Annotated in this window: 21 protein-coding genes and 1 riboswitch; of the genes, 10 read left to right on the top strand and 11 right to left on the bottom strand. The window is 44.5% G+C overall.

All coding sequences use genetic code 11. The features are described from left to right. Positions 1 to 88: 88 nt before the first annotated feature. The 5 genes from Q4592_RS19160 to priA all read right to left on the bottom strand — a co-directional run bounded on the left by Q4592_RS19160 (position 89) and on the right by priA (position 6,181). Positions 89 to 742, bottom strand: coding sequence for a division plane positioning ATPase MipZ (locus Q4592_RS19160; protein ID WP_303516224.1), 654 nt, complete (start codon positions 740 to 742; stop codon positions 89 to 91). Positions 743 to 849: 107 nt separating this feature from the next. Then, positions 850 to 1,152 (bottom strand): PilZ domain-containing protein, encoded by a 303-nt coding sequence (locus Q4592_RS19155; protein WP_137674786.1) that lies wholly within the window; start codon positions 1,150 to 1,152, stop codon positions 850 to 852. 318 nt (positions 1,153 to 1,470) lie between these two features. Beyond that, the gene (locus Q4592_RS19150; protein WP_303516223.1) at positions 1,471 to 2,031 is read right to left on the bottom strand and encodes an SPOR domain-containing protein; all 561 of its coding nucleotides are present in this window, start codon (positions 2,029 to 2,031) and stop codon (positions 1,471 to 1,473) included. Between the two features lie 2 nt (positions 2,032 to 2,033). After that, positions 2,034 to 3,788, bottom strand: a complete 1,755-nt coding sequence (argS, locus tag Q4592_RS19145) for an arginine--tRNA ligase (protein ID WP_303516221.1) — start codon at positions 3,786 to 3,788, stop codon at positions 2,034 to 2,036. 188 nt (positions 3,789 to 3,976) lie between these two features. Next, complete coding sequence (priA, locus tag Q4592_RS19140) at positions 3,977 to 6,181, bottom strand: primosomal protein N' (RefSeq protein WP_303516220.1); 2,205 nt, start codon at positions 6,179 to 6,181, stop codon at positions 3,977 to 3,979. A gap of 241 nt (positions 6,182 to 6,422) precedes the next feature. On the opposite strand from priA, the gene rpmE reads away from it, so the two are divergent. After that, a complete protein-coding gene (rpmE, locus tag Q4592_RS19135) occupies positions 6,423 to 6,635 on the top strand; it encodes a 50S ribosomal protein L31 (RefSeq protein ID WP_248713801.1) in 213 nt (70 codons plus the stop codon). 154 nt (positions 6,636 to 6,789) lie between these two features. Here the strand turns inward: rpmE and Q4592_RS19130 are convergent, their stop codons facing one another. Then, positions 6,790 to 7,671, bottom strand: coding sequence for a LysR family transcriptional regulator (locus Q4592_RS19130; RefSeq protein ID WP_303516217.1), 882 nt, complete (start codon positions 7,669 to 7,671; stop codon positions 6,790 to 6,792). Between the two features lie 411 nt (positions 7,672 to 8,082). Here Q4592_RS19130 and Q4592_RS19125 point away from each other — a divergent pair, with 411 nt between their 5' ends. Continuing rightward, a complete protein-coding gene (locus Q4592_RS19125) occupies positions 8,083 to 9,126 on the top strand; it encodes an arginine deiminase family protein (protein ID WP_303516216.1) in 1,044 nt (347 codons plus the stop codon). 659 nt (positions 9,127 to 9,785) lie between these two features. Then, a complete protein-coding gene (locus tag Q4592_RS19120) occupies positions 9,786 to 10,829 on the top strand; it encodes a dimethylarginine dimethylaminohydrolase family protein (RefSeq protein WP_303516214.1) in 1,044 nt (347 codons plus the stop codon). A 122-nt stretch (positions 10,830 to 10,951) separates the two neighbouring features. Here Q4592_RS19120 and Q4592_RS19115 read toward each other — a convergent pair whose 3' ends face one another. Continuing rightward, on the bottom strand, positions 10,952 to 11,392 hold the full coding sequence (locus tag Q4592_RS19115) for a hypothetical protein (protein WP_303516213.1): 441 nt from the start codon (positions 11,390 to 11,392) through the stop codon (positions 10,952 to 10,954). Positions 11,393 to 11,656: 264 nt separating this feature from the next. Continuing rightward, entirely contained in the window at positions 11,657 to 11,956 is a 300-nt protein-coding gene (metJ, locus tag Q4592_RS19110; protein ID WP_303516212.1) for a met regulon transcriptional regulator MetJ, read from the bottom strand. A 153-nt stretch (positions 11,957 to 12,109) separates the two neighbouring features. On the opposite strand from metJ, the gene metB reads away from it, so the two are divergent. After that, positions 12,110 to 13,267, top strand: coding sequence for a cystathionine gamma-synthase (metB, locus tag Q4592_RS19105; RefSeq protein WP_303516211.1), 1,158 nt, complete (start codon positions 12,110 to 12,112; stop codon positions 13,265 to 13,267). A 29-nt stretch (positions 13,268 to 13,296) separates the two neighbouring features. After that, on the top strand, positions 13,297 to 15,708 hold the full coding sequence (gene metL, locus Q4592_RS19100) for a bifunctional aspartate kinase/homoserine dehydrogenase II (RefSeq protein WP_303516209.1): 2,412 nt from the start codon (positions 13,297 to 13,299) through the stop codon (positions 15,706 to 15,708). Between the two features lie 153 nt (positions 15,709 to 15,861). Here metL and Q4592_RS19095 read toward each other — a convergent pair whose 3' ends face one another. Then, positions 15,862 to 17,931 carry an alpha-amylase family glycosyl hydrolase gene (locus tag Q4592_RS19095; protein ID WP_303516207.1) on the bottom strand — a complete coding sequence of 690 codons (2,070 nt, stop codon included), beginning with the start codon at positions 17,929 to 17,931 and terminating at the stop codon, positions 15,862 to 15,864. 277 nt (positions 17,932 to 18,208) lie between these two features. Between Q4592_RS19095 and fabR the strand changes: the two genes are divergently transcribed. Together fabR and Q4592_RS19085 are read left to right on the top strand one after the other, a co-directional pair. Continuing rightward, positions 18,209 to 18,829: an HTH-type transcriptional repressor FabR gene (fabR, locus tag Q4592_RS19090; RefSeq protein WP_137674776.1), complete on the top strand. Its 621-nt coding sequence runs from the start codon at positions 18,209 to 18,211 to the stop codon at positions 18,827 to 18,829. A gap of 9 nt (positions 18,830 to 18,838) precedes the next feature. Then, on the top strand, positions 18,839 to 19,177 hold the full coding sequence (locus Q4592_RS19085) for a DUF1422 family protein (RefSeq protein WP_137674775.1): 339 nt from the start codon (positions 18,839 to 18,841) through the stop codon (positions 19,175 to 19,177). Positions 19,178 to 19,730: 553 nt separating this feature from the next. Here the strand turns inward: Q4592_RS19085 and trmA are convergent. Next, positions 19,731 to 20,834 (bottom strand): tRNA (uridine(54)-C5)-methyltransferase TrmA, encoded by a 1,104-nt coding sequence (gene trmA, locus Q4592_RS19080; protein ID WP_303516205.1) that lies wholly within the window; start codon positions 20,832 to 20,834, stop codon positions 19,731 to 19,733. A gap of 146 nt (positions 20,835 to 20,980) precedes the next feature. Here trmA and Q4592_RS19075 point away from each other — a divergent pair, with 146 nt between their 5' ends. The 3 genes from Q4592_RS19075 to murI all read left to right on the top strand — a co-directional run bounded on the left by Q4592_RS19075 (position 20,981) and on the right by murI (position 25,191). After that, positions 20,981 to 22,156: a DUF5610 domain-containing protein gene (locus tag Q4592_RS19075; RefSeq protein ID WP_303516203.1), complete on the top strand. Its 1,176-nt coding sequence runs from the start codon at positions 20,981 to 20,983 to the stop codon at positions 22,154 to 22,156. A gap of 56 nt (positions 22,157 to 22,212) precedes the next feature. After that, positions 22,213 to 22,439: riboswitch (cobalamin riboswitch) on the top strand. Positions 22,440 to 22,474: 35 nt separating this feature from the next. After that, positions 22,475 to 24,325 (top strand): TonB-dependent receptor, encoded by a 1,851-nt coding sequence (locus Q4592_RS19070; RefSeq protein WP_303516202.1) that lies wholly within the window; start codon positions 22,475 to 22,477, stop codon positions 24,323 to 24,325. An 80-nt stretch (positions 24,326 to 24,405) separates the two neighbouring features. Continuing rightward, positions 24,406 to 25,191, top strand: coding sequence for a glutamate racemase (gene murI, locus Q4592_RS19065; RefSeq protein ID WP_303516198.1), 786 nt, complete (start codon positions 24,406 to 24,408; stop codon positions 25,189 to 25,191). On the opposite strand, the gene Q4592_RS19060 is transcribed toward murI, so the two are convergent. Then, positions 25,188 to 25,649 (bottom strand): RNA-binding protein, encoded by a 462-nt coding sequence (locus Q4592_RS19060; RefSeq protein WP_303516197.1) that lies wholly within the window; start codon positions 25,647 to 25,649, stop codon positions 25,188 to 25,190. The two genes, murI and Q4592_RS19060, sit on opposite strands and share 4 nt — an antisense overlap. Between the last annotated feature and the right edge of the window lie 325 nt (positions 25,650 to 25,974).

Raw genomic sequence — 25,974 nt, 5'->3', positions numbered from 1 at the left:
AAGGTATTTACCGAAAAACAGCGGCTAATCGCAGTTTAACTCGCCGCATTTTAGGCCGTGATTTGGTTTTCTTAGAAGAATGTCGCGTTTAATTGGTGAGTGAGACCTTAAGAAATTCTTTAATGATCGCGTCAAGCTCTTTAGCTGCTTGGCTATTGGGTTCTATTTCATTAACTGAATGGCCTGTTTCTTCGGCTTCATCATAGGCGGAGTGATGGTGGCTTACCGTTTCTAATACATGCAAGCTAAGAGCTTGGCACTGCTGCCTCGCATCGTTAATTCGTTGTGTCTGTTCAGCTGAGGCTGTGCATTGACTTAGCACGATGCTCGCTGTCATGTTCGGATTCACTAACCGGCAAGTGCTTATTGCGTCATCTAAGAAACTGAGGTTTTTTAAATCGCGCTGTTTAGGACGGACAGGTAGCAGCACTTTCTGAGAAACCGACATGGCAGCGCCTAAGGCCAAATTGTCTAAGCCTCCGCAGTCAATCACTACATAGTCATGACGGCTTTTTAGGTTCAGCAAATCATTACGAATTTTGCCAAATAAACGAATGCCATCAATATGGCTAAGTGCGGTGTTTGTAGCGCGGGTATTAATCCAGTCAAGGCTCGACTGATGGTCATCGCAGTCAACGATTAAGACTTTGGGGTGTTCAGTAGTGGTGAGGTGAACCGCAATGTTCTGTGCAAAGCTGCTCTTGCCGTTGCCACCTTTTTCTCCGCCAACCAGTATTAACATGGCTGCTCCTTCTTATTATCACTTGTGGCCAAATGTGCTTTTGGCCGCCAATCAAGTCCTAATAAGTATAAGACACTCCACGGATATTGCTTGGAGCGTGATTTTTTTTACAACAATAACAAAAACATATGGTAACTGGTGAAGTTCTTACGATGGCAACGAGCCACCTTGGCTTTCATTTCTGTGGCGTCAGCATGTTCAGTGGCAAATTTTATTATAAGTTTGGTGCCAATCTGTAGATCATCACTGTGCATAATTAACAAGCCGCGACGTGATATGTCTATGCAAGTTGCTTCTATGCTTTCAGCTTCTCCATCGCTGTTTTTCCACATAAGTTTTACTGGCTCATTTTCTAGATCCAGTCGCATTGAGCGCCGACGATCTAGCTGCTCTAGTTCGGTGTTTTCCATTTCATCGCGTTCCTATTACGAGTCGCGGATTTAAAGCTTATAAATATTCCGCATTTTAACTGTTATTAACAATATAGCGTAGCTACATTTTTATAACATAGTTGAGAACCAGTTCAAATAACTAATATTTTTAATTGCTTAGCGTTGTTTTTTTAACAAAGCTTAACTAATGACTAAGAATATTTAGCTACAAACTTGACGATACCCAGCATTATTTTTGGTTATAAATAATACAAGATTTAAATAGAATGAAAAGTCTAAGTGGTTAAAATATAAGCCGAATTGCATTTATTCGGCTTAAAGAGGATTTTTGACTTGTTAGAAGTTCCAGTGCCAGATTTGGCAGCCATTTATCTTGGCACGTTGTAGTACGTGTCGAGCACGTTCTGCATCGCGTTTAGTAGGAAATGGGCCTAAAACAACGCGATACCAAGCGCCATTTTTACCTTCGGTACGTCTTATTTGGCTTTCTAAGCCTGCAAAAGCGATTAAGGCTTTGCTCTCTTCTGCTTTATCGCGGCTGCGGAAAGAAGCGCATTGCATTTGATAAGGTTTAGCCGGTTCAGCTGATTTTTCAGCTAACTCTACTTCTACCTTTTTCTCTTCCAATTCTTTTACGTAAGTGCGCTCTTTAGGTGGTTCAGGAAGGCTGGCTTTAGGCTTAGTTTTGGTAGCCTGAGGTTTTACTATCTCGCTGAGCTCTGGCGCAGGAGTTGGTGCAGTGCCTTTAATATTAAACAGCAAAACAGAAAAGCCAACAATTGCTGCCACTACGCCAAGGGCGAGCGGCAGCGGAAAGCGCTTTTTATTGCTTACTGCACGGCTAGGTTTAGCCGTGCGTTTTTTGGGCTTACTGCGCCCAACGTAGTCCTTAGCCATGCTTACATGCGTTCCAGGGTGTCAATTCCTAGTAGTGATAAGCCTTGGTCAAGCACCTTAGCGGTAAGTGCCGCTAAACGTAAACGGCTGCACTTAGTGTCGCTGTCTACTTCGTCTTTAAGGATTGGGCACGCTTCGTAGAAGGTCATGAATGCGCCGGCTAGCTCATAGAGGTAGTTACACATCATGTGTGGCATACCTTTGTTGGCCACATTATGCACTGCATCGCTAAACTGAATGAGCTTTTGCGCCAAGGCGATTTCGGCTTCTTGCTCTAGCTTAATAGCTTGTTGCAAGTTAGCTACGTCAATCTCTGAGCGGCGAATAATTGATTGAATACGGGTGTAGGCGTACTGCAAGTAAGGAGCCGTGTTGCCGTTAAAGGCCAGCATGTTCTCCCAATCAAAGATGTAATCGGTAGTACGGTTCTTTGATAGATCGGCGTATTTTACTGCGCCCATGGCAATTGCTTTAGCAGCCACAACTTGTTGCTCGGCATCTAAATCGCGTGATTTTTCGGCCACAATAGTTTGCGCGCGTTGCTCAGCTTCTTCTAGTAAATCGACGAGTTTAACGGTGCCACCACTACGGGTTTTGAATGGGCGACCATCTTTGCCAAGCATCATGCCAAATGCATGGTGCTCTAAAGGTACTTCTTCAGGCACGTAACCCGCTTTACGAACAATGTTCCACGCTTGCATAAGATGCTGATGCTGACGTGAATCGATGAAGTACAATACGCGATCGGCATTTAGGTTTTGGTAACGGTATTTGGCACAGGCGATGTCGGTGGTGGTATACAAGAAACCGCCATCTTTCTTCTGAATAATAACGCCCATAGGGTCGCCATCTTTGTTCTTGTACTCGTCTAAGAACACCACGGTTGCGCCGTTATCTTCTACTGCTAATCCCTGTTGTTTAAGGTCGCTAACAACTTCGTTCAACATAGGGTTGTACATGCTTTCGCCCATCACATCGTTTTTAGTTAACGATACGTTTAAGCGATCGTATACCGCTTGGTTATGGCTAAGGGTTACATCGACTAACTTGCGCCACATGGTATTGCAGTATTCATCGCCACTTTGCAGTTTAACCACATAGTTACGGGCGCGTTCGGCGAACACTTCGTCGCTGTCGTAACGTGCTTTTGACTCGCGATAGAAGACTTCTAAATCGGCTAGCTCAATGTCGCCAGCGTCAGTGCCGCGCGCTTCAACTTCTTCAAGATTAGCGATAAGCATGCCAAATTGTGTCCCCCAATCACCAATGTGATTAGCGCGTACTACTTTATGGCCTAAAAACTCTAGAGTGCGAACAACCGCGTCGCCAATAATGGTTGAACGTAGGTGGCCTACGTGCATTTCTTTGGCTACGTTTGGTGCAGAGTAATCCACCACAATCGTTTGGGTTTGCTCGGCTGGCTTAACGTTGGCAGTTGCAGAGGTGGCCATGGCTTCAACTTGCGAAGCTAACCAATCGTTATTTAGGTAAAAGTTAATGAAACCAGGGCCAGCGATATTGGTTTTTTCTACCAATGTAGATGCTGGCAGGTTGTCTACGATTAGCTGAGCCAGTTCACGCGGGTTTTTACCAGCAGGTTTGGCGGCCATTAGCGCAAGGTTGGTGGCTAAATCCCCATGAGCTTTATCTTTGGTTCGGTCTACTTGGATCTTTGGTTCGAATCCTTCAGGAAGCACCTGTTGTTGTTTCAGGGCTGTGACCGTTTGTTCCAGAAGTTGTTGAATAAGCTCTTTCATGTAGGTTGATACCAATCTCGCGTAAATAGAATGTACAAAGCGGGCATTTTACCGACAATTTGTGATGAAAACTATCTCTTATCTTGGCTAATTAAGCTTGGTTTTCAACATCAAGGGAAATAGTCGCTAATCCTAGCTGTTACAGGTTGCGAGATAGATCCTTGCCGCTTGGTGAAACACCTGCTTATTTATTGCATGTCGTAGGGGTCAATATCTAGCGACCAACGCACTTTTCGGCTCAATTTTAAGCGTTCTAGTTGTGGTAATAAGCGATACACCAGCTGATGCAAGTTAGGTCTTTGTTCTGCTTGCACCAGTAGCTGCATGCGGTATTTACCGGCTCGGCGAGCTTGTGGTGCAGGAGAGGGCGGAAATACCCACGTATCGCCTTGTTGCAATGGCTGAGCTAGCTGATAAAGCTGTTGGCTTAGTTCGTTAACGGCATTGCCGTCGGTGGCTTCAAAGCGAAATAATGCTTGAAAGCTAAAAGGTGGCAGCTCGGTATCTTTGCGCTCGTTTAAGGCAAAGCGAGCAAAGTGTTGGTAACCATTGTTGATAAGATCTTGCAGTAACTCATGTTCAGGATGATGTGATTGCAGCATCACCTTACCTAACAGGTTCGCTCGCCCAGCACGCCCGGCTACTTGCACGTACAGCTGAGCTAAACGCTCGGGAGCCCGAAAGTCAGAGCAAAACAGCGCGTGGTCAATGTCTAGCAGCGCGACCAAGGTCACGTTAGGAAAGTGATGACCTTTCGCCAACATTTGGGTGCCAATAAGAATTTGATATTGGTTGCTATGAATATCGTCGAGCAGCTGCTCTAGGCTGCCTTTGCGGCGCGTGCTGTCACGATCAATTCGCGCCACTTTGTATTCAGGGAAGATTTCCAGCAGGGCTTCTTGTAATTGCTCGGTGCCTAAACCGGTGGTGACTAAGTTGGTTGAACCACACTTCTCACATTGCTGTGGTACAGCTTTTTGGCTACCACAGTGGTGACAGGCTAAGTGTCGCGGTTGCTGGTGATAGGTAAAATAAGCCTCACAGCGATCACATTCACACACATGGCCACACTCATGGCAAAGCAGGGCTGGTGCATAGCCACGGCGGTTAAGAAACAGCATAACTTGGCGACCCGCTTTTAACTCGATGCGCATGGCTTTAATCAGTGCTGGTGACAAGCCCGATGACAGCGGCTGCTGGCGAATGTCTAATAGCTCTTGTTCGGCCAAAGCGGCGTTACCAGCGCGCTGTTTGAGTTCTAAATGCGAATAACGGCCACTAAGGGCATTGTGCAAACTCTCTAATGAAGGCGTGGCCGAACCCAGAACAATCGGCGTTTTTTCCATGCGAGCGCGCACGATTGCTAAATCACGCGCGTGGTAGCGAAAACTATCTTGCTGTTTAAAAGAGCTGTCGTGTTCTTCATCGATAATAATCACACCGGGATTTGCCATAGGCGTGAACACGGCTGAACGAGTGCCAATAATAATTCCCGCTTCGCCGCTTTTGGCTTTTAACCAAGCGCTTAAACGTTCGTTGTCGTTCAAACCTGAATGAATTGCAAATACCGGTACTTTAAAACGTTCAGCAAAACGGGCCAGTGTTTGCGGGGTGAGGCCAATTTCCGGCACCAACACTAAAGCTTGTTTGCCTTTAGCCAGCACTTCAGCAATCACATTTAAGTAAACTTCGGTTTTGCCCGAGCCAGTAATGCCCTCAATCAAAAAGGCCTGAAAGCTGCCGATGCTTTGATTGATGGCCGCCACTGCAATGGCTTGCTCTGAATTCAGCTGTAAAGATGCGCTTTTATTGGTGTCGTGTTTTGACCACGTTTTTACTTCAGGGCTAATGTCGATCTTCTTAAGCAGGTCTTTATCCAGCAACGCTTTTAAGGCGGTGCGAGAAAGCTCTTGCTGCTTGCATTGCTCGTCGCTTAGTTGGCCATTGGTCTGCTGTTGTAAATGGCCTAGCACTACGCCTTGTTTTGGCGCGCGGCTAAAGCTACTTAAATCGGCTTGTTTACCCTGGTCTGTCAGCTGCCAAGCAATCACGCTTTTAGGTTTGGCGGGGTCACCCTTACGCAGCAGTGCCGGAAGCGCTTGGCTAATCACGTCGCCTAAGCTGTGATGATAATAAGAGCTGGCCCAATTCAGTAACTTAAATAGGCTTTCTGGCAATAGTGCTTGTTGGTCGAGCGATTCAGTAAAAGCCTTGAGTTTGTCTTCTGCGATGTCGCTGTCGCTTGGGTGTTCAATCACCAAACCTACTTTTTCACCTTTACCAAAGGGTACCTTTACGCGACTACCAATCACTGGCAAAGGAGTACCATCAGGTACGCTGTAATCAAATAGGCGACGCAGCGGAATGGCTAAGGCAACACGAACTATGGACACTAATGAATGAACTCTAGGAAAAAACCTGTCTCATTCTACTGGCAGAGTGTGCAAAGGGGCAAATGGCACGTGAGGTGATTTTTTAAACGCTTATTGTTATATGTTGCTTGCTAAGCGTGTTGGCTTCTTATATGATCCGCCACCTGAAAATTTATAGGCTCTGATAGAGTTGCTTTCGTATGGTGTTTGGTGTCAATTGTGACGACCAGATGGCGATACGGCCCAAGTATTGAGGTAATCCATGAAAACTGATATCCATCCAACTTACGAAGTACTTACTGCTACTTGTTCTTGCGGTAACGTAATCGAAACTAAATCTACTCGCACTGGTACTATGTTCCTAGACGTATGTGACAAATGTCACCCGTTCTACACTGGTAAGCAACGTAACGTTGATACTGGTGGTCGTGTTGATCGTTTCAACAAGAAATTCGCTGTATTGGGCAAAAAATAAGCCAGTCTTATTTACGCTCTACAGTAATAAAAAAGCGCCTAAGGGCGCTTTTTTTGTGTCTAAATACTTGGATAGGTTTAATGGGCTATGGAACACTAAAGAGGCCAAAGCCTACGGTCTAGAATGTGCCCCAAATCAGCTTTTCTCATTCATCTTACACTTCAATTGCTTGCAGGCTTTCGATCAAAAAGGTTTCCACCGGCCCGCGTTGGCTTGCGGGGGCGGCAAGTAAGTCGATTAAAATACTTTGTTCAGTGTGGCTAAATTCAGGCTTGAAGATCTTCAAGGTGCCCATTGCTGCGCGTTCTTCTGCAAGCACTTTTGGTACACCAGCCCAACCTATGCCTTGCTCTACCAACTTCAGCATATCTTCTTGATTGGTTATCTGCCAGGTATCAGGTGACACACTGCCATAGTTTCTCAATGAAGGATTATTTAGCATACTGGTGCACATGAGCTGTCGAGAGGATAGTAGTGTTTCATTGTCTACTATTGGCAAGTCGGCTAAGGGTGAATCTGGCGAGCATATAAAGGCGAGTGGCAACTCGGCGATAGAAAAGAAGTCAACGGATCGTGTAGTACCTTGAGAGCAACCGGCTACCACTAAATTTAGCTCTTTGTTTTCTAGCATGTCGACTAGAGTAGCATGCTCGTTACGTACCACGCTTAAGCGTGTATGGGGAAACTTGCTTGCGGTTTTCTCTAGCACGGTTTCAACCATAGCAAAGGGCACTAGCTCACCTAGGCCAATTCGAATCAATTGTTCAACTTGATCAATTGAACTTTGCGCGGCAGCTTGCATGCGTTCAACTTGGCGTAAAAGTAGCTGAGATTGATTATAAAAGCGCAAACCGTCTTCGGTTAGGGTGGGAAACTTAGTGCTACGATCGAATAACTGAACCCCTAAGTCATCTTCTAAATTGTTAATGGCAATGCTCACCGCACTATGGCTTTTCCCCATGCTACGCGCGGCTGCGGAGAATGAGCCCAAATCGGCGGAAGCCACTAATACTGTTACTTGTTCAATGGAAAACACGCTCAAACCCTACCAATATCGACTAAGTGTAAAATTAATATACATTAAATCCTTCATTCTTACTCAAAAACAGAAAGGTAATACGTAATACAAAGGTTTAGCTGCTTGAACCTAAGATTGGTTTGCTCAACTCTGCGCTGCGTTCTTATCGCTTCGCGCGGTATTTCCTATTAAATCCACTTTAGTGTTAACCCGCCAAGTTAAGGGAATAGTGAGATTTTCAATGTGTAAAAAAAACTGTCAGGTACTGATTTAATCTATTAATAAAATTTTGGTTTAATACATCCATCAACGCAACAGACCAAGCAGAAATAGAGTCACTTTGCGTTAAAGGGAAATGTCTACAACAGGAAAATAAACCACTGGCAAATGCCATGAAATAACCAAAATTTAATGACAGGAAAAATGATTATGAGTAACGTAACTTTAGCTAAAACCACCAACAACTCAGATGCTATTACTAACAATGCGACTAGCAATAAAGTAGAAGTGAATCACGAGTGGGGGGCTTTAAAAGAAGTCATTGTTGGTCGCCCTTACATGTACATGCCTAAAGAGCTACCTAAGTATCTAACTGATTTTTTAAGTGATGATGCGCTAAAGGTATACGCAAAAATGGACGGCAAAACACTGGAAGAGGTTTATCCAGAATTGTTTCAAAAGCAGGTAGAGCAAACCAACAACGTTATTCAAATTTTGCAAGAACGCGGCGTAAAAGTGCACGTAGTAGAGAGCCTACTTGAGCACGAAAAAGCCTTTATTACCAATCAGGTAGACTCGTACCAATCGCTTAACTATATGCGTGACAGCATGATAGTCATTGGTAACCACTTTATTGAAACCAATATGTTTGACCCAGGCCGACGCCGTGACCGCTTTGCCGTGCGCCGTACCATTGGTGAGCGCATTAAAAACAGCAATGCAAAAATTGTGGCCATGCCAGAACCTGCAGTAATGATGGATGAAAGCGGCTTTGGCCCCGGAGCATTTCTCGAAGGTGGCGATACTTTTGTGTTGGGTAAAACCATTCTTGTGGGTAATACTGGAAACGCTAGCAACAAAGAAGGCATAGAGTGGTTACAGCGCTACTTAGGTGAAGAGTATGATGTTATTGAAGTAAGACTAGATAGTAACTTTGTTCACCTAGACTGTGTATTGTGTACTCTGCGCCCTGGTCTAGCGATGATTGTTGAAGAAGCATTCTTAGATGGCATACCAGAAGTACTAAAAGGTTGGCAGTTTGTACATGTGAGCGCCGAAGATGCAGAAGTACATTTAGCGGCTAACGCTTTGGTTATTGACGATAAAACCGTAGTGATGCTGGATACTCTGCAACATATTACGTCTGAGATTAGAGCGACAGGCCACGAAGTGATTGAAGTACCTTTTGACGCAATTAACTGGCAGGGCGGTTCTTTCAGATGTTGGCATCACCCAATTGTTCGTGAAAGCTAAGCCTTAACACGTGATTATAAAGCCTGCTCTTAGCAGGCTTTTTTGTATTTGGAATAAAGCTCACGGCAACGACTATGTCTCTTTGAATCGTCTTCTATACCCGTTGCGCAGCGTCAGTATGTGACCAGAGATCTCTATTGTCACCTGATGAGTCAAACACCTTACTCAAAGCAGTGCTGTCAGCTGGTATTAGAGAAAGCTGAGTATTACTTTCTAACCCACAGCCAATCAATACAATACTTAGCGCTTTACAAATAACGGCTACTTGCTTCACCTTCAGCTAATCAACGCCAGGAGTTTTCTCTTTTGAGTTATGCGCCAAGGCATTTTTATTCGCTCTACTCATTAAACTCTCTAAGATGATGTAGCTAATTATGCTGCTCACCACTGCAATAACAACGTCGTACTGAAGCAAAGTGCCTTATCTGTGTCTTTAACGTCATATTAATTCCGTTCATCTTTTTACAGTTCTAATGTGTTAAAAAAACTTACAGTAACTGATTTAACCCATTAATTAAATTTTGGTTTAATACACCCAACAACGCAAATGCAGACCAGGAATCTAGTCACCTTGCGTTAAAGGGAAACGTCTACAACAGGAAAATAAACAAACGGCTAGTGCCATAAGCCATAAAAATTTAATTACAGGAAACATCATTATGAATAATGCAACTTTAGCTAAATCAACGAATAACTCAGATACTCTTAACCAACAGGCTACTAGCAACAAAGTAGAAGTAAACCACGAGTGGGGCACGCTAAAAGAAGTGCTTGTAGGTCGTCCATTTGTTTACATGCCTAAAGAGTTACCAGCTTACATGAGAAGTTGGCTGAACGATAAAGCCCTTGCTGTTTATGATGAACTTCAAGGCCGCTCTATTGAAGAAGTGTTTCCAGAGCTTCACCAGAAGCAAGTAACACAAATCAATAACGTAATTAGCGTACTAGAAGAAAATGGCGTGAAAGTTCACCAGGTTGCTGAGCAAACACAAGATGAACATGAGTTTCTAAAAAACCAAATAGACTCTTATCAATCTTATACTTACATGCGCGATGCTGTAGTGGTTATTGGTAATCACTTTATCGAAACCAATATGTTTGACCCTGGCCGACGTCGTGACCGCTTTGCTATCCGTCGCACCTTAGGTGAGCGACTAAACAACAGCAATGCAAAAATTGTATCAATGCCAGAGTCACCGATTATTGTTGATGACAATGGTTTCGGCCCAGGACCTTTCTTAGAAGGTGGCGATACCTTTGTATTGGGAAAAACCATTCTTGTGGGTAACAGTGGCAACGCGAGCAATACCGCGGGCATTGAGTGGTTGCAGCGCTACCTCGGTGAAGAGTATGAGGTAATTGAAGTTAAGCTAGATAGCAAGTTTGTTCACTTAGACTGTGTATTGTGTACTTTGCGCCCAGGCCTAGCGATGATAGTGAAAGATGCGTTTTTAGATGGTATCCCTGATGTACTTAAAGGTTGGGATTTTATTAACGTTAGTGCAGAAGATGCTAAGTTACATTTAGCGGCCAATGCCTTGGTCATTAATGACCAAACAGTAATGATGCCTGATAGTCTGAAGCATATTTCTACTGAAGTGCGAGCTAAAGGTCACCAAGTAATTGAAGTACCTTTTGATGCGATTAACTGGCAGGGCGGTTCATTCCGTTGCTTCCACCACCCAATTGTTCGTGAAAGCTAAGCCTTAACAAGCAATAAAAAGCCTGCACTAAGCAGGCTTTTTTGTTTATGAACATGCATGCACCATAAGGTTGGTTGAACACTTTCTATTGGTGCCTGAAATTATCCGTTGCTGGCATCAACTCAAGTTGGGTTACTTAAGTTGTGATTGTTGGCTTTAGCTAATGTCCAAGTATCATAATCACGCAACAAGTAAAGCGCTAGACAGGCGGCGAGCATTGGCCATGCAGCGAAAAATAGTAGATTGTTGAATGGGTCTAAATACTTCGCGAAAGAAGAGAATGTAGAGGCGGCATGCAGTACTAATATGGCTAAATAGGTAACGTTTCTCCATAAACCCAATACAAAGGCAGCAATGAACGCCAATTGCGCAAGCCCTAAACCAATAAGTACGTTACTGGATAAATTCAAACCGTAGAAACCAGAGAATACTTTTATCGCGTGTTCTGGAACCAATACTTTATCAAGTGCCCACATGGTGAACACCAAGCCAATACTTAACCTTAAGCAGAATAAGCCAATAGAAAGGCTTTTTGCTAATGGAGTTTGAGATGAAGAGGTCATTCTTTTTCCTTAAATAAAGATAAGTGCCTGAGTACAGACCGATAAGGCTCAAGTTTGATTGCAGTTTTAATTAAGCAAATGACTTAGATTAAGGCGGTGGTTTGTTATCGCAGTTTACTTGTTAATACTCCTTGTTATCAGGGAGCTATTTTTAGTGAGAAGCAACAAGTTTGGGTCTATTTAGGATGAGAGAAACGTTAAAGTGTCAGGGTTGAGAATATAAACAAAGAAAAAAACCGCTCAATGAGCGGCTTCCTAAAAATATTAATCTTCTTTATCTATCTCGGCTTGCGCCGCTTTTTCTAAGGCCGGGTCCGGCTTATCTTTTTGTAAGTCGGCGTCATCAGGCAACGGTTGACCCGTATAGGCATGAAGGAAAGCCTCGCAAAGTAGTTCGCTATTGGTGGCGTGGCGCAGGTTATTAATTTGTCTGCGGGTACGCTCGTCAGTGAGTATCTTTAATACCTTAAGCGGAATTGATACTGTGATTTTTTTAACTTGTTCGCTTTTTTTACCGTGTTCAGCGTAAGGGCTGATCCACTCACCGTTCCATTCTGTCGACATACTACAATACACACCAAACCAAAGAGACCCTATTGTAACGGGGGAAATGCGACTTAGCAATCCAACAGCAAAGACATTTAGACGTCTAGAAGTGTTGACGTCTTTTTTGCTGGTGGTAAAGTGGCAGGATGAATTGAGGGAGTAGATCAGCAAATGTCTTTAAAAGATCTTCAAGCTGCCACTATAGCAGTGCGCAGCGGTATAGAAAGTGACAGCCAACACGGCGCAGTAGTGCCGCCTATTTATTTGTCTAGCAATTATAGCTTTGCTGATTTTAATCAGAAGCGTCAGTTTGATTACAGCCGCTCTGGTAATCCAACCCGTCATATTTTGGCTGAGGCTATCGCCAACTTAGAGCATGGCGCGGGTGCGGTGATTACTAACACCGGAATGTCGGCAGTTAATTTGGTTACCGCTTTGCTTGAGCCCGGTGATTTGTTGGTAGCACCTCATGATTGTTACGGCGGCAGTTACCGTTTATTCGACAGTCTTGCTAAGAAAAATGCCTTTGATGTGGCTTTTGTTGATCAAAATGACCAAACACTATTGACCGAGTTATTGGCTAAAAAGCCTAAAATAGTGTGGTTAGAAACCCCCAGTAATCCACTATTACGCATTGTTGATATTAAAACTATTGCCGAACAAGCACATGCCGCTGGTGCTTTAGTGGTAGTGGATAACACCTTCCTTTCACCGGCTTTGCAGACCCCGATTTTATTAGGTGCCGACATTGTGGTGCATTCGGCCACTAAATATATTAATGGCCATTCTGACGTAGTGGCGGGTATGGTGGTTGCGGCCACCGAAGAACTTGCTGAGCAACTGGCATGGTGGGCTAACTGTTTAGGGTTAACTGGTTCGGCCTTTGATTCTTACCTTACTTTGCGTGGTTTGCGCACACTAAAAGCCAGAATGAATGTGCATCAAGAAAATGCTCAAGCCATTGTGGCTTGTTTGCAGCAGCAAGGGGTTGTGGGCAACATCTATTATCCTGGATTACCAGAGCACCCAGGGCATGCGCTGGCGCAAAGTCAGCAACGCGGTTTTGGTGCTATGTTGAGTTTTGAGCTGGAACTTGAAGAAAGCCAAATGGTTAAGTTTCTTAAAAACCTACAATTGTTCTCTTTGGCGGAATCTTTAGGTGGGGTAGAGAGTCTAATTGCTCACCCTGCTACCATGACTCACGCCGCGATGTCGGCTGAAGCCTTAGCGGAAGCGGGAATTTCTAACCAGCTATTACGGGTATCGGTGGGTTTAGAAGACGCCCAAGATTTAGTTAATGACTTACAACAGGCCTTTGCCTCGCTTTAAGCGGGCTAAAAGTTGTAGAGAGGTATTCGGTGTCGGTAAATAGACATGTTCACAAATTTGGTGGTAGCAGCTTGGCTGACGCAGGATGTTTTAAACGCGTAGCCAATATTGTTGCCCAGCATTCGCAAGCCCAAGATTTGATTGTGGTATCTGCCGCAGGTAAAACCACCAATCGCTTAATCAACATTATTGAATTGGCTCAGCAAGCTGACGACGCCACTGCTGAAGCGCTACAAGCGTTGATTGAGTTTCAGGGTAAGTTAGCCAATGAGTTGCTTAGCAAGCTTACCGCGCAATCGCTCGTTCAAGCCTTAGACACTGAGCACCGTTACATTGCCAGTATTTTAGAGGGAGAGTTAGACACCTTTAATACCAATGAGGTTTTGTCGTTTGGTGAGCGCTGGTCTGCTCGCCTATTAGCGGCTTTACTTAGCGAAAGTGATTGCCAAGCCGAATGGTTAGACTCTCGCGAGTTTTTCAAGGCCGAGCTATCGGCGCAGCCGCAAGTAGATGTTAGCCAAAGTACACCATTGTTAGCTAAATGCTTGGCGGCGAAACCTGCATGCCGAGTGGTGGTTACCGGCTTTATCTGTAGTGATAGCCAAGGCCGAACCGTCACCTTAGGGCGTAATGGCAGTGATTATTCTGCCACTGAATTAGCCGCTTTAGCCGACGCAATATCAACCACGATTTGGAGCGACGTTGCTGGCATTTACAGCGCTGACCCACGCTTGGTGAAAAATGCTCACTTGCTCGAAAATTTAGCCCTAAAAGAGGCGGCTGAGTTATCGCGTATTGGTAGCTCAGTATTACACGCGCGCACCCTAGAGCCACTTGCGCGATCTAAGCAAAAAGTGAGTTTGCGCTGCAGTTATGCGCCGAATGATGGGCAAACTCTGATTCATCGCAAAGGCATTAAGAACAATACTGCGAAAATTGTCACTTCTGTAGACGACATCGTATTACTTGAGCTTACTTTCAGCCAAGATTTTTCAAACAATGCCACTGCGCTACTGGAAGCCTTAGCAAAAAGCCATTTAGCGCCGGCGACTCGCCACAAACATAGTGAAACGGGTTCTTTGCGAATGGCATATACCCGTGAGCTGGTTGATGAAGCCTTGAGCAGAATTGACCAATTAGCCGAGCAGTTTCAGCTTAAACAAGTTGAGCGCAGCGAAGGATTCTGTTTGGTTGCGTTGGTTGGAGCTGGAGTATGTGATAACCCGCAACAGTGCTATCAGTTTTTCCAACAGCTAGCTGAGCAACCGCTTGAGTTTATTCATTCAAGTGCCGACAAGCTCAGCCTATGTGCCGTGGTAAGAAAAATTACCTTAGAGCCTTTGCTTAAAGAGTTACACACTAATCTGTTTAAACAAAAAACCAAGCTAGGCCTGGTTGTGTTTGGTAAGGGCAATATTGGTAGCCAATGGCTGAGTTTATTTGCCAAACAACAATCACAGTTGCAACAACAATACGGATTGGAATTGAGCTTAGCTGGAGTATTTTCTAGCCAAGCTGGTCATTTAGATTTTGCAGGTTTACATGCTGACGAGGTTTTAAGTATTGAGGCCGATGTGCCGCTAATTTGGCCTGAACTGTTCGATAAGCTGAGTCGTCATCCCTATGACGAGCTAGTGGTGGTAGATATTACCGCTAGCGAAGCGCTCAGTGCATATTATCAAGAGTTCGCGCGCCGAGGTTTTCATCTTATCACTGCGAATAAACATGCTGGGGCTAGCGAACAAGCAAACTATGCGGCTCTGACAAAGGCCTTTGCCGATCACTCTTGCCACTGGTTAAGTAATGCCACCGTTGGTGCGGGTTTGCCGGTGCAATCTAGCATTCAACAGTTACGCCAAGCCGGTGACAATATTGAGTCTATATCGGGGATATTTTCTGGCACCTTAAGCTGGCTCTTCCAACAGTACGATGGTTCCTTAGCATTTTCTGAATTGCTAGCGGATGCGCTTAATCAAGGCTTAACAGAGCCTGATCCTAGAGAGGATTTATCGGGTAAAGACGTACAACGAAAGCTTCTGATTTTAGCGCGCGAAGCCGGTTTGGAGTTGGAGTTGAGCGATATTAGCCTAGAGTCTTTGGTGCCCGAGGATTTAGCTCATTTAGACCTAGAGGCCTTTCTAGATGCCATGTCTGAGTTAGATGAGCCAATGTTGCAAGCGTTTAACGATGCTAAGCGTCAAGGAAAAGTGATTCGCTTTTTAGCTAAAGTAGATGCTAAAGGCCAAGCAGAAGTAGGCTTAGCGGCAATAGATGCTCAGCACCCTTTCGCAAATTTAAAACCCTGCGACAACGTATTTGCCATTGAAAGCCAGTGGTATAAGCAAAATCAACTCGTTATCCAAGGCCCTGGCGCTGGTCGAGAAGTGACGGCTGGAGCAATACAAGCCGACCTTGTGAACCTGTGTCAGTTAATGAGCTGAGAACAAAAAAAGGCCTCTTAAAACTTAAGAGGCCAAACAGGATATTAAGGGTGTTTACAAACGTTTGAAGGCAAACCTTCAGTCTAGTTTTAAGGGTTGCTAGAAAACCTTTCTTACAGTAAGAAATGGCCCTAAGGGCCACTTCCCTATCTTTTACTCACATTTGCTAACCATCATCGTACCCGAGGCTGATTCTGGTTCTGCATTGTCAAGTTTCAGGCTATAAACGTATTTTCCAGCCTCAGGAATAGTCACATTCATTTCTTTTCCTGAACCTTCAATGCGCGATACTGGAAGCGTGGTTCCTAACACAACCGTTTGAGTCGGCGTAGAAACTTCGAATCGCTTAGTACTGTCGTCACTCCATTCCGCTACCGCGTATTTGAAACCAAAGGCAGTCTCACTTGGTTCATCAAATACTAGTTGGTATAGGTTGTTACCTTTGTAACTCAGCTTGTGAGTATCAACGGCAGCCCAACCATTGTGAGAACCGCGGGCAAAAACGTCTTCGCCAATTGGTCCAGTTTCACTTGAATTAGGTAGTGTACAATCGGCTAGTTCACCTTCACCAATGATTCCACCTGTATCAGGGCCTTCTGGAGATGGGTCAATAACTTGGAAGAAGCGTGACTCTAAAGAACCAAGAGTAATTTCATATTGACCTGATGCCTGAGCAATCACGTCTTCAGTAATAAGGTCGCGTAAGTCTCCATTACTACCAATTTGAGTGTCACTTACGGTAATTGTTTTTGGTGTGGTGCTAGTGTTTGCAAGGTATAGCGCGACATTATCACCTGATTGTTTATGGTCAAAGTAAACACTAGTCGCTTCGTCGGTCACAATGGCCGTGCGTTCACCTTTGTATAAGGCCGCGTGCTCAGAACGAATTTGCATCAGTTTGGCAATGTAATCGCGAAGGTCTGCTTGATTAGCATTAGCACTAAACAGTTCATTGTTGGTGCGATCGCCGGTTGGCAAACCTTCTACTTTGCCGCTGTTACGAGCGACGTGGTCATCACATAAACCTGCTGCTGCACAAGTAGAGTTGTCTTCTTGATCGGCAAAGCCAGGAACTTCATCACCAATTTCTTCACCATAGTAGAAAGTAATTGGCCCAGAGTAAGCTGCCAAGAAGGCATTAGCGGCTTTATGGCGTAACCAATATTCAGCTTGATCAGGCTCAGCAATATTGCCACGTTGTTGTAAGTCACCAAGGCGAACTAAGTCATGGTTAGAGATAAAACCATTAGGAACAGCGTGGTCAGGGTAGGCTGAGTGAGTACTAAACACACTGGCTAAGTTGCCCGCGCTATGGTTATTGCTGCCACTCTCTTCAACAGCATATGACTGAACAATGCGGTAACGACCTGGGAAGTCAAATGCTGAACATAAGCCCGGTTGCTCGGCAGTACCATAAGCTTGCTCTGCAATCTCTGATTCACCTCTCCAAATTTCGGCTACTAGATAGCCCATAGGATTAACGGTTTCGCCATTCATAGTGTAAGTTTTCGCTTTAGAAGCATCTTCCACTGTTTTACGGATCTCACCCCAAGCACCAACCGGAACTTGATACGCTTGGTCTAAACGCCAACCGTCAATGCCCAGTTCGGTGATCCAATAAGACGCCACTTCTTTATAAAACTCTAAAGTGTCGTTATCAGTACCCGGGTAGCTCACCGGGTTGTCGCTTCCTGACGGAGTTAAACCGTTCGGAGAAGGTGTAACGTTGCCTTTGTGATGACCAAATACGCCATCAAATATCACGTACATGCCACGAGCGTGAGCTTCATCAACTAAAGTGCGCGCTTGTTCCATGGTGCCAAAATTTGGATCAATGGCGAAGTAGTTGCGTGTGAAGTAGCCGGTAGCATCTAGTTTCGAATCACCTTGAGAATCAAAGATAGGTGTCATCCAAACGGCGTTCATGCCAAGGCCTTGAATGTAATCTAGAGAATCAATAATACCTTGTAAGTCACCTTTGTGGTGGCTCGTGCCGTAACCGTCATTATAGTCGTGGCTAGAATCACCATCGATAAATGCTTCGGTCATTACTTGGTATATACGTAGTTCTTTGGCTTTTTCATAAATAGCAGCATCACAGGCGTATGCTTGGTATTCATAATCTGGAACAGAAGGTGTGCCACCGCCGTCACTACCACCGCCGCCACAAGCGCTTAAACCGAATACTACTGCCATTGAGATGGCGCTTTTCGACCAATTCATTATTCATCCTTGCTAGGTACGTCTTATATAGATTGAGTTAATCACAGCGCAGCAAGGCTGGATACTTGGTATCGTTTTCAGGTTGATGGAATATTGACCTAGCTCGCATCTTTGGTTTTATTGAGATTATTGTTTTTTTATGAAATGCTTTTCAGTGAAAAATTCCTGAGTTGTATCATTTTGTGGTTAAAAGCTTGGTTTTAAGTTAAAGCTAATCTTCGATTTGGGTTTTATTCAGCTCGCGGTATGATGGTGCGGTAAAAATAAAGGGATAACTATGAGTGGCGTTAGAGCGCAGCAAAAAGAAAAAACCCGTAGATCAATTATTGATGCTGCGTTTAGCCAACTAAGTGCTGAGCGCAGTTTATCGAGTCTGAGCTTACGCGAGGTGGCAAGAGAAGCAGGAATTGCACCGACGTCTTTTTATCGCCATTTTTCCGATATGGAAGAATTAGGCCTAACCTTAGTTGATGAAGGGGGCTTAACTCTGCGACAACTTATGCGCCAAGCACGGCAGCGCATTATTGCCACTGGGGGGAGCGTTATTGGAACCTCGGTAGATACTTTTATGGAGTTTGTTTATAACAATCCCAATATTTTTCGACTGTTGCTGCGAGAGCGCTCTGGAACTTCACCAGCGTTTAGAGCTGCAGTAGCACGAGAGATTGCCCATTTTATCGCGGAACTTACCGATTATTTAGAGCACCAATATAAGTGCCCGCGAGATGATGCCCAGATGCAAGCCGAAGCGATGGTGATTTTAGTCTTCAATGCCGGGGCATCGGCTTTAGATCTTGCCGAGTTCGATAGGCAAGTGTTGGCAGACAAAACGGTTAAGCAGTTGCGTATAGTGGCTAAAGGTGCCGCGTTATATAATCGTACTCAAGCATTAAGCTAAGAGGTATATATGAAGGTAAAAAAGTGGCTATTGTTATTAGCGTTTATCGCAGGTTTGTGTGGTAACGCTAGTCTGGCTTTACTCACAGTACCGGAATTGACGTTTTCAGTATTTCCGATTATTGCCTTTGTGCTGTCAATAATGCAGCTTTATCAGCTTTATATGGAAAAAGATCTTAGCGAAGACTCTCCGCTGATGGGAGTCGCGGCCTTTTTGTTAGGTGCATTAGGCTATTCGGCTATGCTACGGGCGCAGTTTCCAGACATAGGTAGTAACTTAGTGTTGTTGCTGATTTGCCTGTTTATTGGCTTGTGGTTAATGTTCAAACTCGGCGGTTTTAAGCGTTAGTCTAGTTTTGATTGCTTGGCTTTATTGGTTTGTTGTAGGTAAGGCTACCAGTTGCTTTGTAATCAGTATAGCCTGCCTTATGAGCATAGGGTAAACCCGTTCACAACCCAAATCTCTGGTACTTTGCCGTTGGTGGCTACCAAGCCTTCACCTATTGATAAGGCAGTGGAGCAGCAACCGTTTTAACGCGCTTGCATAGCTGCTGGCTGTTTAGCTAATTTATCGGCGCTTTGTTGGTTACCAATGTACTAATCGGCATTATTCCCGCGAACCAAGTATTTCTTCCTTCGAGGCCCCGGTGGTCTTGTTGTGCATGGCTCAAACTACCCAATCTATCTTCTGCTTTGGCACTCCAATATAGGGTGTACTCGCAGGTTCTGTCGCTAAGCAAAAAAAGCTGAATATAGTGAGCAGAGTAGCAAAAGGGCAAGGGTGCATAAGCAATCCTTACTTAAATGAACCTTTTTACTGTGGGATAAGCGGAGGGAGTTGGCTTTTTCAGTATATAAAGCAACAGCGATTAAGATGCATTAATCGCTGCTGTTGGCTGGGTTTAGCGGCGTTGTAAGTAAACGCCAACCTCTATGTGGTCGGTATAAGGGAACTGATCGAACAAAGCCCAATGGCTAATCTGGTGAGTTTTACTGAGTTCACTAAGGTTGTTGTACAAGGTATTAGGGTTACAAGAAATGTACACAATGTTGTCGTAAGCTTGCACCATGCCTAACGTAGCGTCGTCTAGTCCGGCACGTGGTGGGTCAACCAAAATGGTATCGCATTGATAACTACTTAAATCCACATCGGCTTCTTGTAAGCGGCGAAACTCTCGCTCACCCAACATCGCTTGGGTAAATTCTTCTGCAGACAAACGTAAAATTTTCACGTTATCGATTTGATTCACTTTTATATTGTATTGCGCAGCCTGCACCGAGGGTTTGGCGATTTCGGTGGCCAGTACTCGATTAAAGTTTTTAGCCAGCGCCAGTGAGAAGTTACCGTTGCCGCAATACAGCTCCAGCAAGTCACCTTGGCTAGCGCGAGTGGTGTTTTGCGCCCAATCTAGCATGTGCTGATTCACTACTGCATTAGGTTGGGTGAAGCTATTTTCTATTTGTTGATAAACAATCTCTTCGCCATTCACGCGAAGCACTTCATCTACACGATCATCGCTTAAGCACATTTTTTGTTTGCGTGAGCGGCCAATTAGCTGAATCGAAAACTGTTGGCTAAGTTCGGCTTTAAGCTGTTCTGCTGCTGTGCGCCAGCTTTCATCAATGGGCTTATGGTAAAGCAGACTTACGATCGCCTCGCCGCTCAAGGTTGACAGAAAATCTACCTGAAACAACTTGTGGCGCAATAGCGTGTTGCTTTTTAGCTTTTCAACTAATAAAGGCATCAGCTGATTGATGATTTCACTCGCTGGTGGAAAAGTGTCTACTCTAAACTTCTGCTTGGTCTTTTGATCAAACATAATGTAATAGAGGTCGTCGCCCTCGTGCCATACGCGAAACTCGGCGCGCATACGATAGTGTATAGTCGGAGATGCGAACACACTTGGCTCGGGTGGAGAAAACTCGGCAAATTGTTCGCGACGTTTAGCGACTTTCTCGGCCAAGAGTTCTTGGTACTGTTCTGGGTAGTATGCGATAGCGCTCATGGCCGCTCCTGTGTTCTAGCAAGGAGCGCAATTTAAAGGCGCGTGGCTTGCTTGTCCAGTTTATCTACAATAATAGTGATAAAATTTCTAAAGTTTTAAATTTGGTCGCCGATAAGCTGTGACTAGGGTAAATCCATGGAGGCTTTATGAACGAACTAAATGGCTTGGGTAAAACACCCGTGCAGCAATATGCCGAGCGCTTATTGCAACAGTCTGCGCCGGCGATCGAGAAAAGGAATAATCTCGCCGACGACAAGGCAAGCCTAAATCAACAAGGTGCTGTAGCCAGCCATGTATTGTTGAGTTCAATAGAAAAACACACTTTGTCGATGGCCACGGGCGGCGTTAGCTTACCTAAGCCGCAGCAAGTGAGTGTGTTTGATGCCGAAGAAGTGGCGAGAAATGTACTTAACTTTGTTGCCAGCTCTTTATATAGCGCAAAGCAATCTGGGATGTCGGAAGATAAATTGGCCGAGATGATGGCTCAAGCCCGTAAAGGTGTAGATATTGGCTTTGAAGGCGCTCGAGAAGAGCTAAGTGATGCGGGGATCCTTAACGAAGAGCTCGAGAAAGGCATCGATAAAAGTTACGACTTGATTCAAGACGGCCTAGAAAAAATAGAAGAGGGTGATTACGAGATTCAATCAGCACCTATTGCCAGCCAATTAGCAATGTCTAGTTCACAATCTGCCAGCATGCAGTTAGAAACAGCGGAAGGCGATAAGGTCACTATTAGTTACGGCTCGCAATTAGCAGCAAGTTATAGCGAAGGTGGTTCGTCCTATCAGGCATCATTTGCGTCTCAGCAGCAATTTAGCTTCTCTGTTGAAGGTGATTTAAATGAAGATGAACTGGCAGCGATAGCCGATCTAATTAAGCAAGTCGACGAAGTAGGTCAGCAGTTCTTCTCTGGCGACTTAGATAAGGCTTTTGATCAAGCGCTAACGATTGGCTTTGATGAGCAGCAGCTAGTGGGGTTTGCGGTTAACTTTCAGCAGCAACAAAGTGTCGCGGTGAGCCAAGCTTATCAGCAGGCCGATGACAAAGCGGCTGGTGGCTCCGATTTAGTGCCCGATCTCAGCCAGTTCTTAAGTTCTTGGCAAGATATTCAAGCTAAAGTGAGCGCGTTGTTTGCTCAGCCTGAGTCTACAACAGAAACCTTACTTGCTGGTATTTTACCGGTGTCTAGCCCAAGTGAAGAGAATGACAAACAAGCTGATATAGAACGCTTTAAAGGTTTCGCCGACAGAATGGCTGAGGCTTTGGCGATGTTTAATAACACTTCGCCTAATCAAGCGAACGAAAACGCCAATATTAGTTAATTTCATGTAGAGAAAAAGCCAGCCATTTTGTGCTATTAATCACATTAATGCTGGCTTATAATCTCGCCCGCTGTGGTGCTTAAGTAAGCGAAACTTAGGCTTAATAGGGAATCTGGTGAAACTCCAGAACTGACGCGCAGCGGTAAAGAGGAACGAAAGCTCAAGGATTGGCCCTTTCCAAGGATCACCAGACACTGCTTGTTTAGCCAAGCGGGAAGTCGTAGCCGTAGTACATGTAACCTGCCTCTAAGTCCGAATACCTGCCACATCGCACATGCTTACAATAGCAAAGTACTACGCGACGATTAGGATACATCGATGAAGAAGTTCATATTACTGGCTGCAGTTGCGCCAGCTTTTGGCTATGCCCAAGAAACCCCTCAAGAGGCTGCTCAAGAACAACAAGCCACCATGGTAGTTACCGCTAACCGTATGGAGCAAACTGCGGCTAGCGTTATTGCCCCCCTCACGGTGGTAACTCGCAGTGAAATAGAAAGCAGTGGCGCCCAAGACATTGTGGATGTACTCAGCCAGCAAGTAGGTATTAGTGTTAGCCGTAATGGTGGTAAAGGCCATAGTGAAAGCGTATTTATTCGTGGTTCGGGTTCTTCGCAATCGTTGTACCTTATTGATGGTGTACGAATTAACACCGCAACTTTAGGTGGTGCTCAGTTAGGCTTGCTGCCTCTTGAGTTTGTCGAACGAATTGAAATTTTGCGCGGAGCACGCGCTTCTGTTTATGGTGCTGACGCAGTAGGTGGTGTTATTAACATCATTACGCGCCCAGAGTTTGGCAGCGAGTTCCACGGGCTTAAAGCCAGCTTAGGCTCTCAGGAAACAGGAAAGGTAGCTGCTAGAGCCAGCGGACAGATAGATGAAGATACTCAGTATAACATCGTGTTTAGTCGCGATAGAAGTAATGGCTATGATATTCGCCCACAAGACGATTTAGATGAAAGCTATGGTTATGAAACTTTTGGAGGGTTGCTTAGCTTAGATCATCGATTTAATCAGGATTGGCGTGGTCGCGTATTTTTCCTGCACAATGATAGCGAATCAGAGTTTATTCAAGGTGTGAAAACACTAAATAAGCACAAGCAAACAGTATATGGTGCGAGTGTTAACTATGCTTCAAATCAATGGACAAGTGAACTTGGGCTGAGTTACCACAAAGACCAGTCTGATACAGCACCTCTCGAAAACTATACTAACCCAGATCGTTACACCACAGAACGCAATAGCGCTGACTTGTTGCTAGGCTATAAACTTAACAGTAACTGGTTATTGCAAGGTGGTCTTGATTACCAAAATGATGATATTTCCGGGTCTAAGAGTGTCTATAAACAGGAAAGTCGTGACAACAAAGCCGCGCATATTGGTGCTCGAGCAGATTATTTAGTGCATATCTTAGAAGCTAGCGTTCGTTATGATGACAATGAGCACTATGGTGACCATACCACCTATAACTTAGGATGGGCATGGCAGCTTCAATCTGATCTGCGTTTTAACGCCTTACATGGTACTGCGTTTAGAGCGCCCACTTTTAACGACCTTTATTATCCTGGTCTTGAAAACCCAAGTATTAAGGCAGAAACTTCTACTAATACTGAATTTGGTTTTGCTTTAGATTTATTGCGTAGCCAGTGGCAATTTAATGTGTTCCGTAACGATGTAGAAAACCTCATTGCTTGGGGCTGTGTAGCTCGTTGTGACAATGACTACAGCGGCCCACCTGAGACTCATCCTCTTTGGACACCAGACAATGTTAGTGATGCGCGTATTCAAGGTATCGAAATTCAAGGTGACTTTTCTACTGCTTGGGTAAACCATAGAGTGATTGTTGAATACCTTGATCCAAAAGACCGCAGTACCAATAAAAACCTTATTCGTCGCTCTGAAGAGCAAGTGAAGTATAAAGCAGATGTTTATTGGTCTGACTTACAAGTGGTTGTCGATTTCCTATGGAGTGGTGAGTCTTATGAAGATGCGGCTAACACAAAAACCTTAGGTAGCTACTCGGTATGGGACCTTAGCGCTAACTACCAATTCCAAAATGGGCTGCGTTTAGATGCCAAACTACGTAACTTATTCGACCAAACGTATTCTACAGCACAAAACTATCAAGCCCCTGGCCGCACGGTAGAAGTGGGTGCGAGTTACAAATTTTAAGCTAAACGCTTAACAATGGCCGTCAGCCCTAGCATTGGTTACACTAGGGCTGATTTCTATTGAGGCTTATTGGTACAACAATGCATGTTCTTGTTTTTGATTCTGGTGTCGGCGGGCTGTCTATTCTCGAAGAGCTTCAGCAACTTAATCCAGAACTGCAATATAGCTATCTATTCGATAATCTCTATTTCCCCTATGGTGAGTTAGCCGACAATCAACTCGTGGAGCGAGTCTTGAGCTTGCTAAAGTTAGCTGTTCATCAACTTAAACCCGATATCATCGTCGTTGCCTGTAATTCTGCTAGTACTTTATCTCTTCCTTATTTACGAGAAACATTAACTATTCCGGTGGTGGGTGTTGTGCCTGCGATTAAGTCAGCGGCTAAGCTAAGCCAAACTAAGCATTTTGGCTTATTGGCCACGCCGGGAACGGTAGAGCGGAGCTATACCGCGCAATTGATTAATGACTTTGCCGCAGATTGCCAAGTAGAACTGGTAGGGTCTACATCATTGGTGCAGTTAGCTGAGCAAAAACTGGCAGGCGAACAAATTACACTAGAGGCTATTAAAGCCGTTGTAGAGCCGTGGCTATCGATCAAGACATTAGATTGCGTTGTGCTGGGCTGTACTCATTTCCCGCTATTAAAAGAAGAGTTACAACAGGTATTAGGAGAGAAAGTTAAACTTGTCGATTCTGGCCCAGCTATAGCCAAGCGAGTACAAAGCCTACTTATAGATGCTAGTAAACCGAATTTAATGCAAAAAAAAGCGGAAACCCATGCATATTGCACAGAGCATTCCGCTAATTCTGATTTACTTAAGCAGCTACAACACTATGGCCTACATAGTTTGCAGCTATTAACTTAAGCCTCTTTACGTTCGTTTGCTTCACGTACCTTCAAGGTGCGTTGCTGAAACTCTTGCTCGTTTAATGCTTCTACAGCTTTAGGTGCGTCTTCAGCTGCCATTTCAACAAAACCAAACCCACGGCGTTTGCCGGTTTGCTTGTCTTTTAATAAGCGAACGGAAACAACTTGCCCGTAGTCAGAAAACAACTTACGAATCGCCGACTCGTTAGCACGGTACGGCAAGTTACCTACGTATAGTGTTTGGGTATCAATAGTGTCAGCTGAATCGCTAGCAGATGAATCTGAATTCGACTCTTCGCTAGAGGCTGAACCCGAGCTTAATAATACGATGGCGCCACCTACTATTACTGCAACAGACAGATAGATAGGCTCAAGAGATGCTACAGCGCCAGCGACAAAGTATGCAGCTATAGCTACTGCTACTAAAATGACAATGGATAAACTGGAATTTTTCATAATAAATTCAATGCTCAATGTATTCGGAATAATGGAAAGCAACTTTTTAACAAAATTGCGACATCATGTTAGCCAGCTTTTTATCGATAAGCTAGAAAATGTACAATTTCTCTTTCAGAAATTTGCTAAAAGACACAATTACTTTTAATTCATAGGTTTGATAGGGCTCAAAACGTCATTTTTGTGGATAAGTTTGTGGGTAAGGTGTGGCTTAGTTGGGGGCTGTTTAGGAACCTCAATTTTATTACGATTTTCTTCAAAAAACGCTTGCACCAAAATCGCGGATCCCTATAATGCGACTCCACTGACACGGCAAGCGGCGCTG

Source organism: Agarivorans sp. 1_MG-2023 (assembly GCF_030548385.1).
Classification (GTDB): domain Bacteria; phylum Pseudomonadota; class Gammaproteobacteria; order Enterobacterales; family Celerinatantimonadaceae; genus Agarivorans.
The sequence above is the reverse complement of the archived record's forward strand: the minus strand, read 5'-3'. Positions and strand labels throughout refer to the sequence as shown.

Coding starts and splice junctions, on each gene's coding strand:
- murI (WP_303516198.1), top strand. CDS start 24,406: ATGCATGTTCTTGTTTTTGATTCTGGTGTCGGCGGGCTGTCTATTCTC.
- Q4592_RS19085 (WP_137674775.1), top strand. CDS start 18,839: ATGAAGGTAAAAAAGTGGCTATTGTTATTAGCGTTTATCGCAGGTTTG.
- Q4592_RS19095 (WP_303516207.1), bottom strand. CDS start 17,931: ATGAATTGGTCGAAAAGCGCCATCTCAATGGCAGTAGTATTCGGTTTA.
- Q4592_RS19155 (WP_137674786.1), bottom strand. CDS start 1,152: ATGGAAAACACCGAACTAGAGCAGCTAGATCGTCGGCGCTCAATGCGA.
- Q4592_RS19070 (WP_303516202.1), top strand. CDS start 22,475: ATGAAGAAGTTCATATTACTGGCTGCAGTTGCGCCAGCTTTTGGCTAT.
- metB (WP_303516211.1), top strand. CDS start 12,110: ATGTCTTTAAAAGATCTTCAAGCTGCCACTATAGCAGTGCGCAGCGGT.
- Q4592_RS19160 (WP_303516224.1), bottom strand. CDS start 742: ATGTTAATACTGGTTGGCGGAGAAAAAGGTGGCAACGGCAAGAGCAGC.
- metJ (WP_303516212.1), bottom strand. CDS start 11,956: ATGTCGACAGAATGGAACGGTGAGTGGATCAGCCCTTACGCTGAACAC.
- Q4592_RS19150 (WP_303516223.1), bottom strand. CDS start 2,031: ATGGCTAAGGACTACGTTGGGCGCAGTAAGCCCAAAAAACGCACGGCT.
- trmA (WP_303516205.1), bottom strand. CDS start 20,834: ATGAGCGCTATCGCATACTACCCAGAACAGTACCAAGAACTCTTGGCC.
- Q4592_RS19125 (WP_303516216.1), top strand. CDS start 8,083: ATGAGTAACGTAACTTTAGCTAAAACCACCAACAACTCAGATGCTATT.
- Q4592_RS19120 (WP_303516214.1), top strand. CDS start 9,786: ATGAATAATGCAACTTTAGCTAAATCAACGAATAACTCAGATACTCTT.
- rpmE (WP_248713801.1), top strand. CDS start 6,423: ATGAAAACTGATATCCATCCAACTTACGAAGTACTTACTGCTACTTGT.
- argS (WP_303516221.1), bottom strand. CDS start 3,788: ATGAAAGAGCTTATTCAACAACTTCTGGAACAAACGGTCACAGCCCTG.
- Q4592_RS19115 (WP_303516213.1), bottom strand. CDS start 11,392: ATGACCTCTTCATCTCAAACTCCATTAGCAAAAAGCCTTTCTATTGGC.
- fabR (WP_137674776.1), top strand. CDS start 18,209: ATGAGTGGCGTTAGAGCGCAGCAAAAAGAAAAAACCCGTAGATCAATT.
- Q4592_RS19075 (WP_303516203.1), top strand. CDS start 20,981: ATGAACGAACTAAATGGCTTGGGTAAAACACCCGTGCAGCAATATGCC.
- Q4592_RS19060 (WP_303516197.1), bottom strand. CDS start 25,649: ATGAAAAATTCCAGTTTATCCATTGTCATTTTAGTAGCAGTAGCTATA.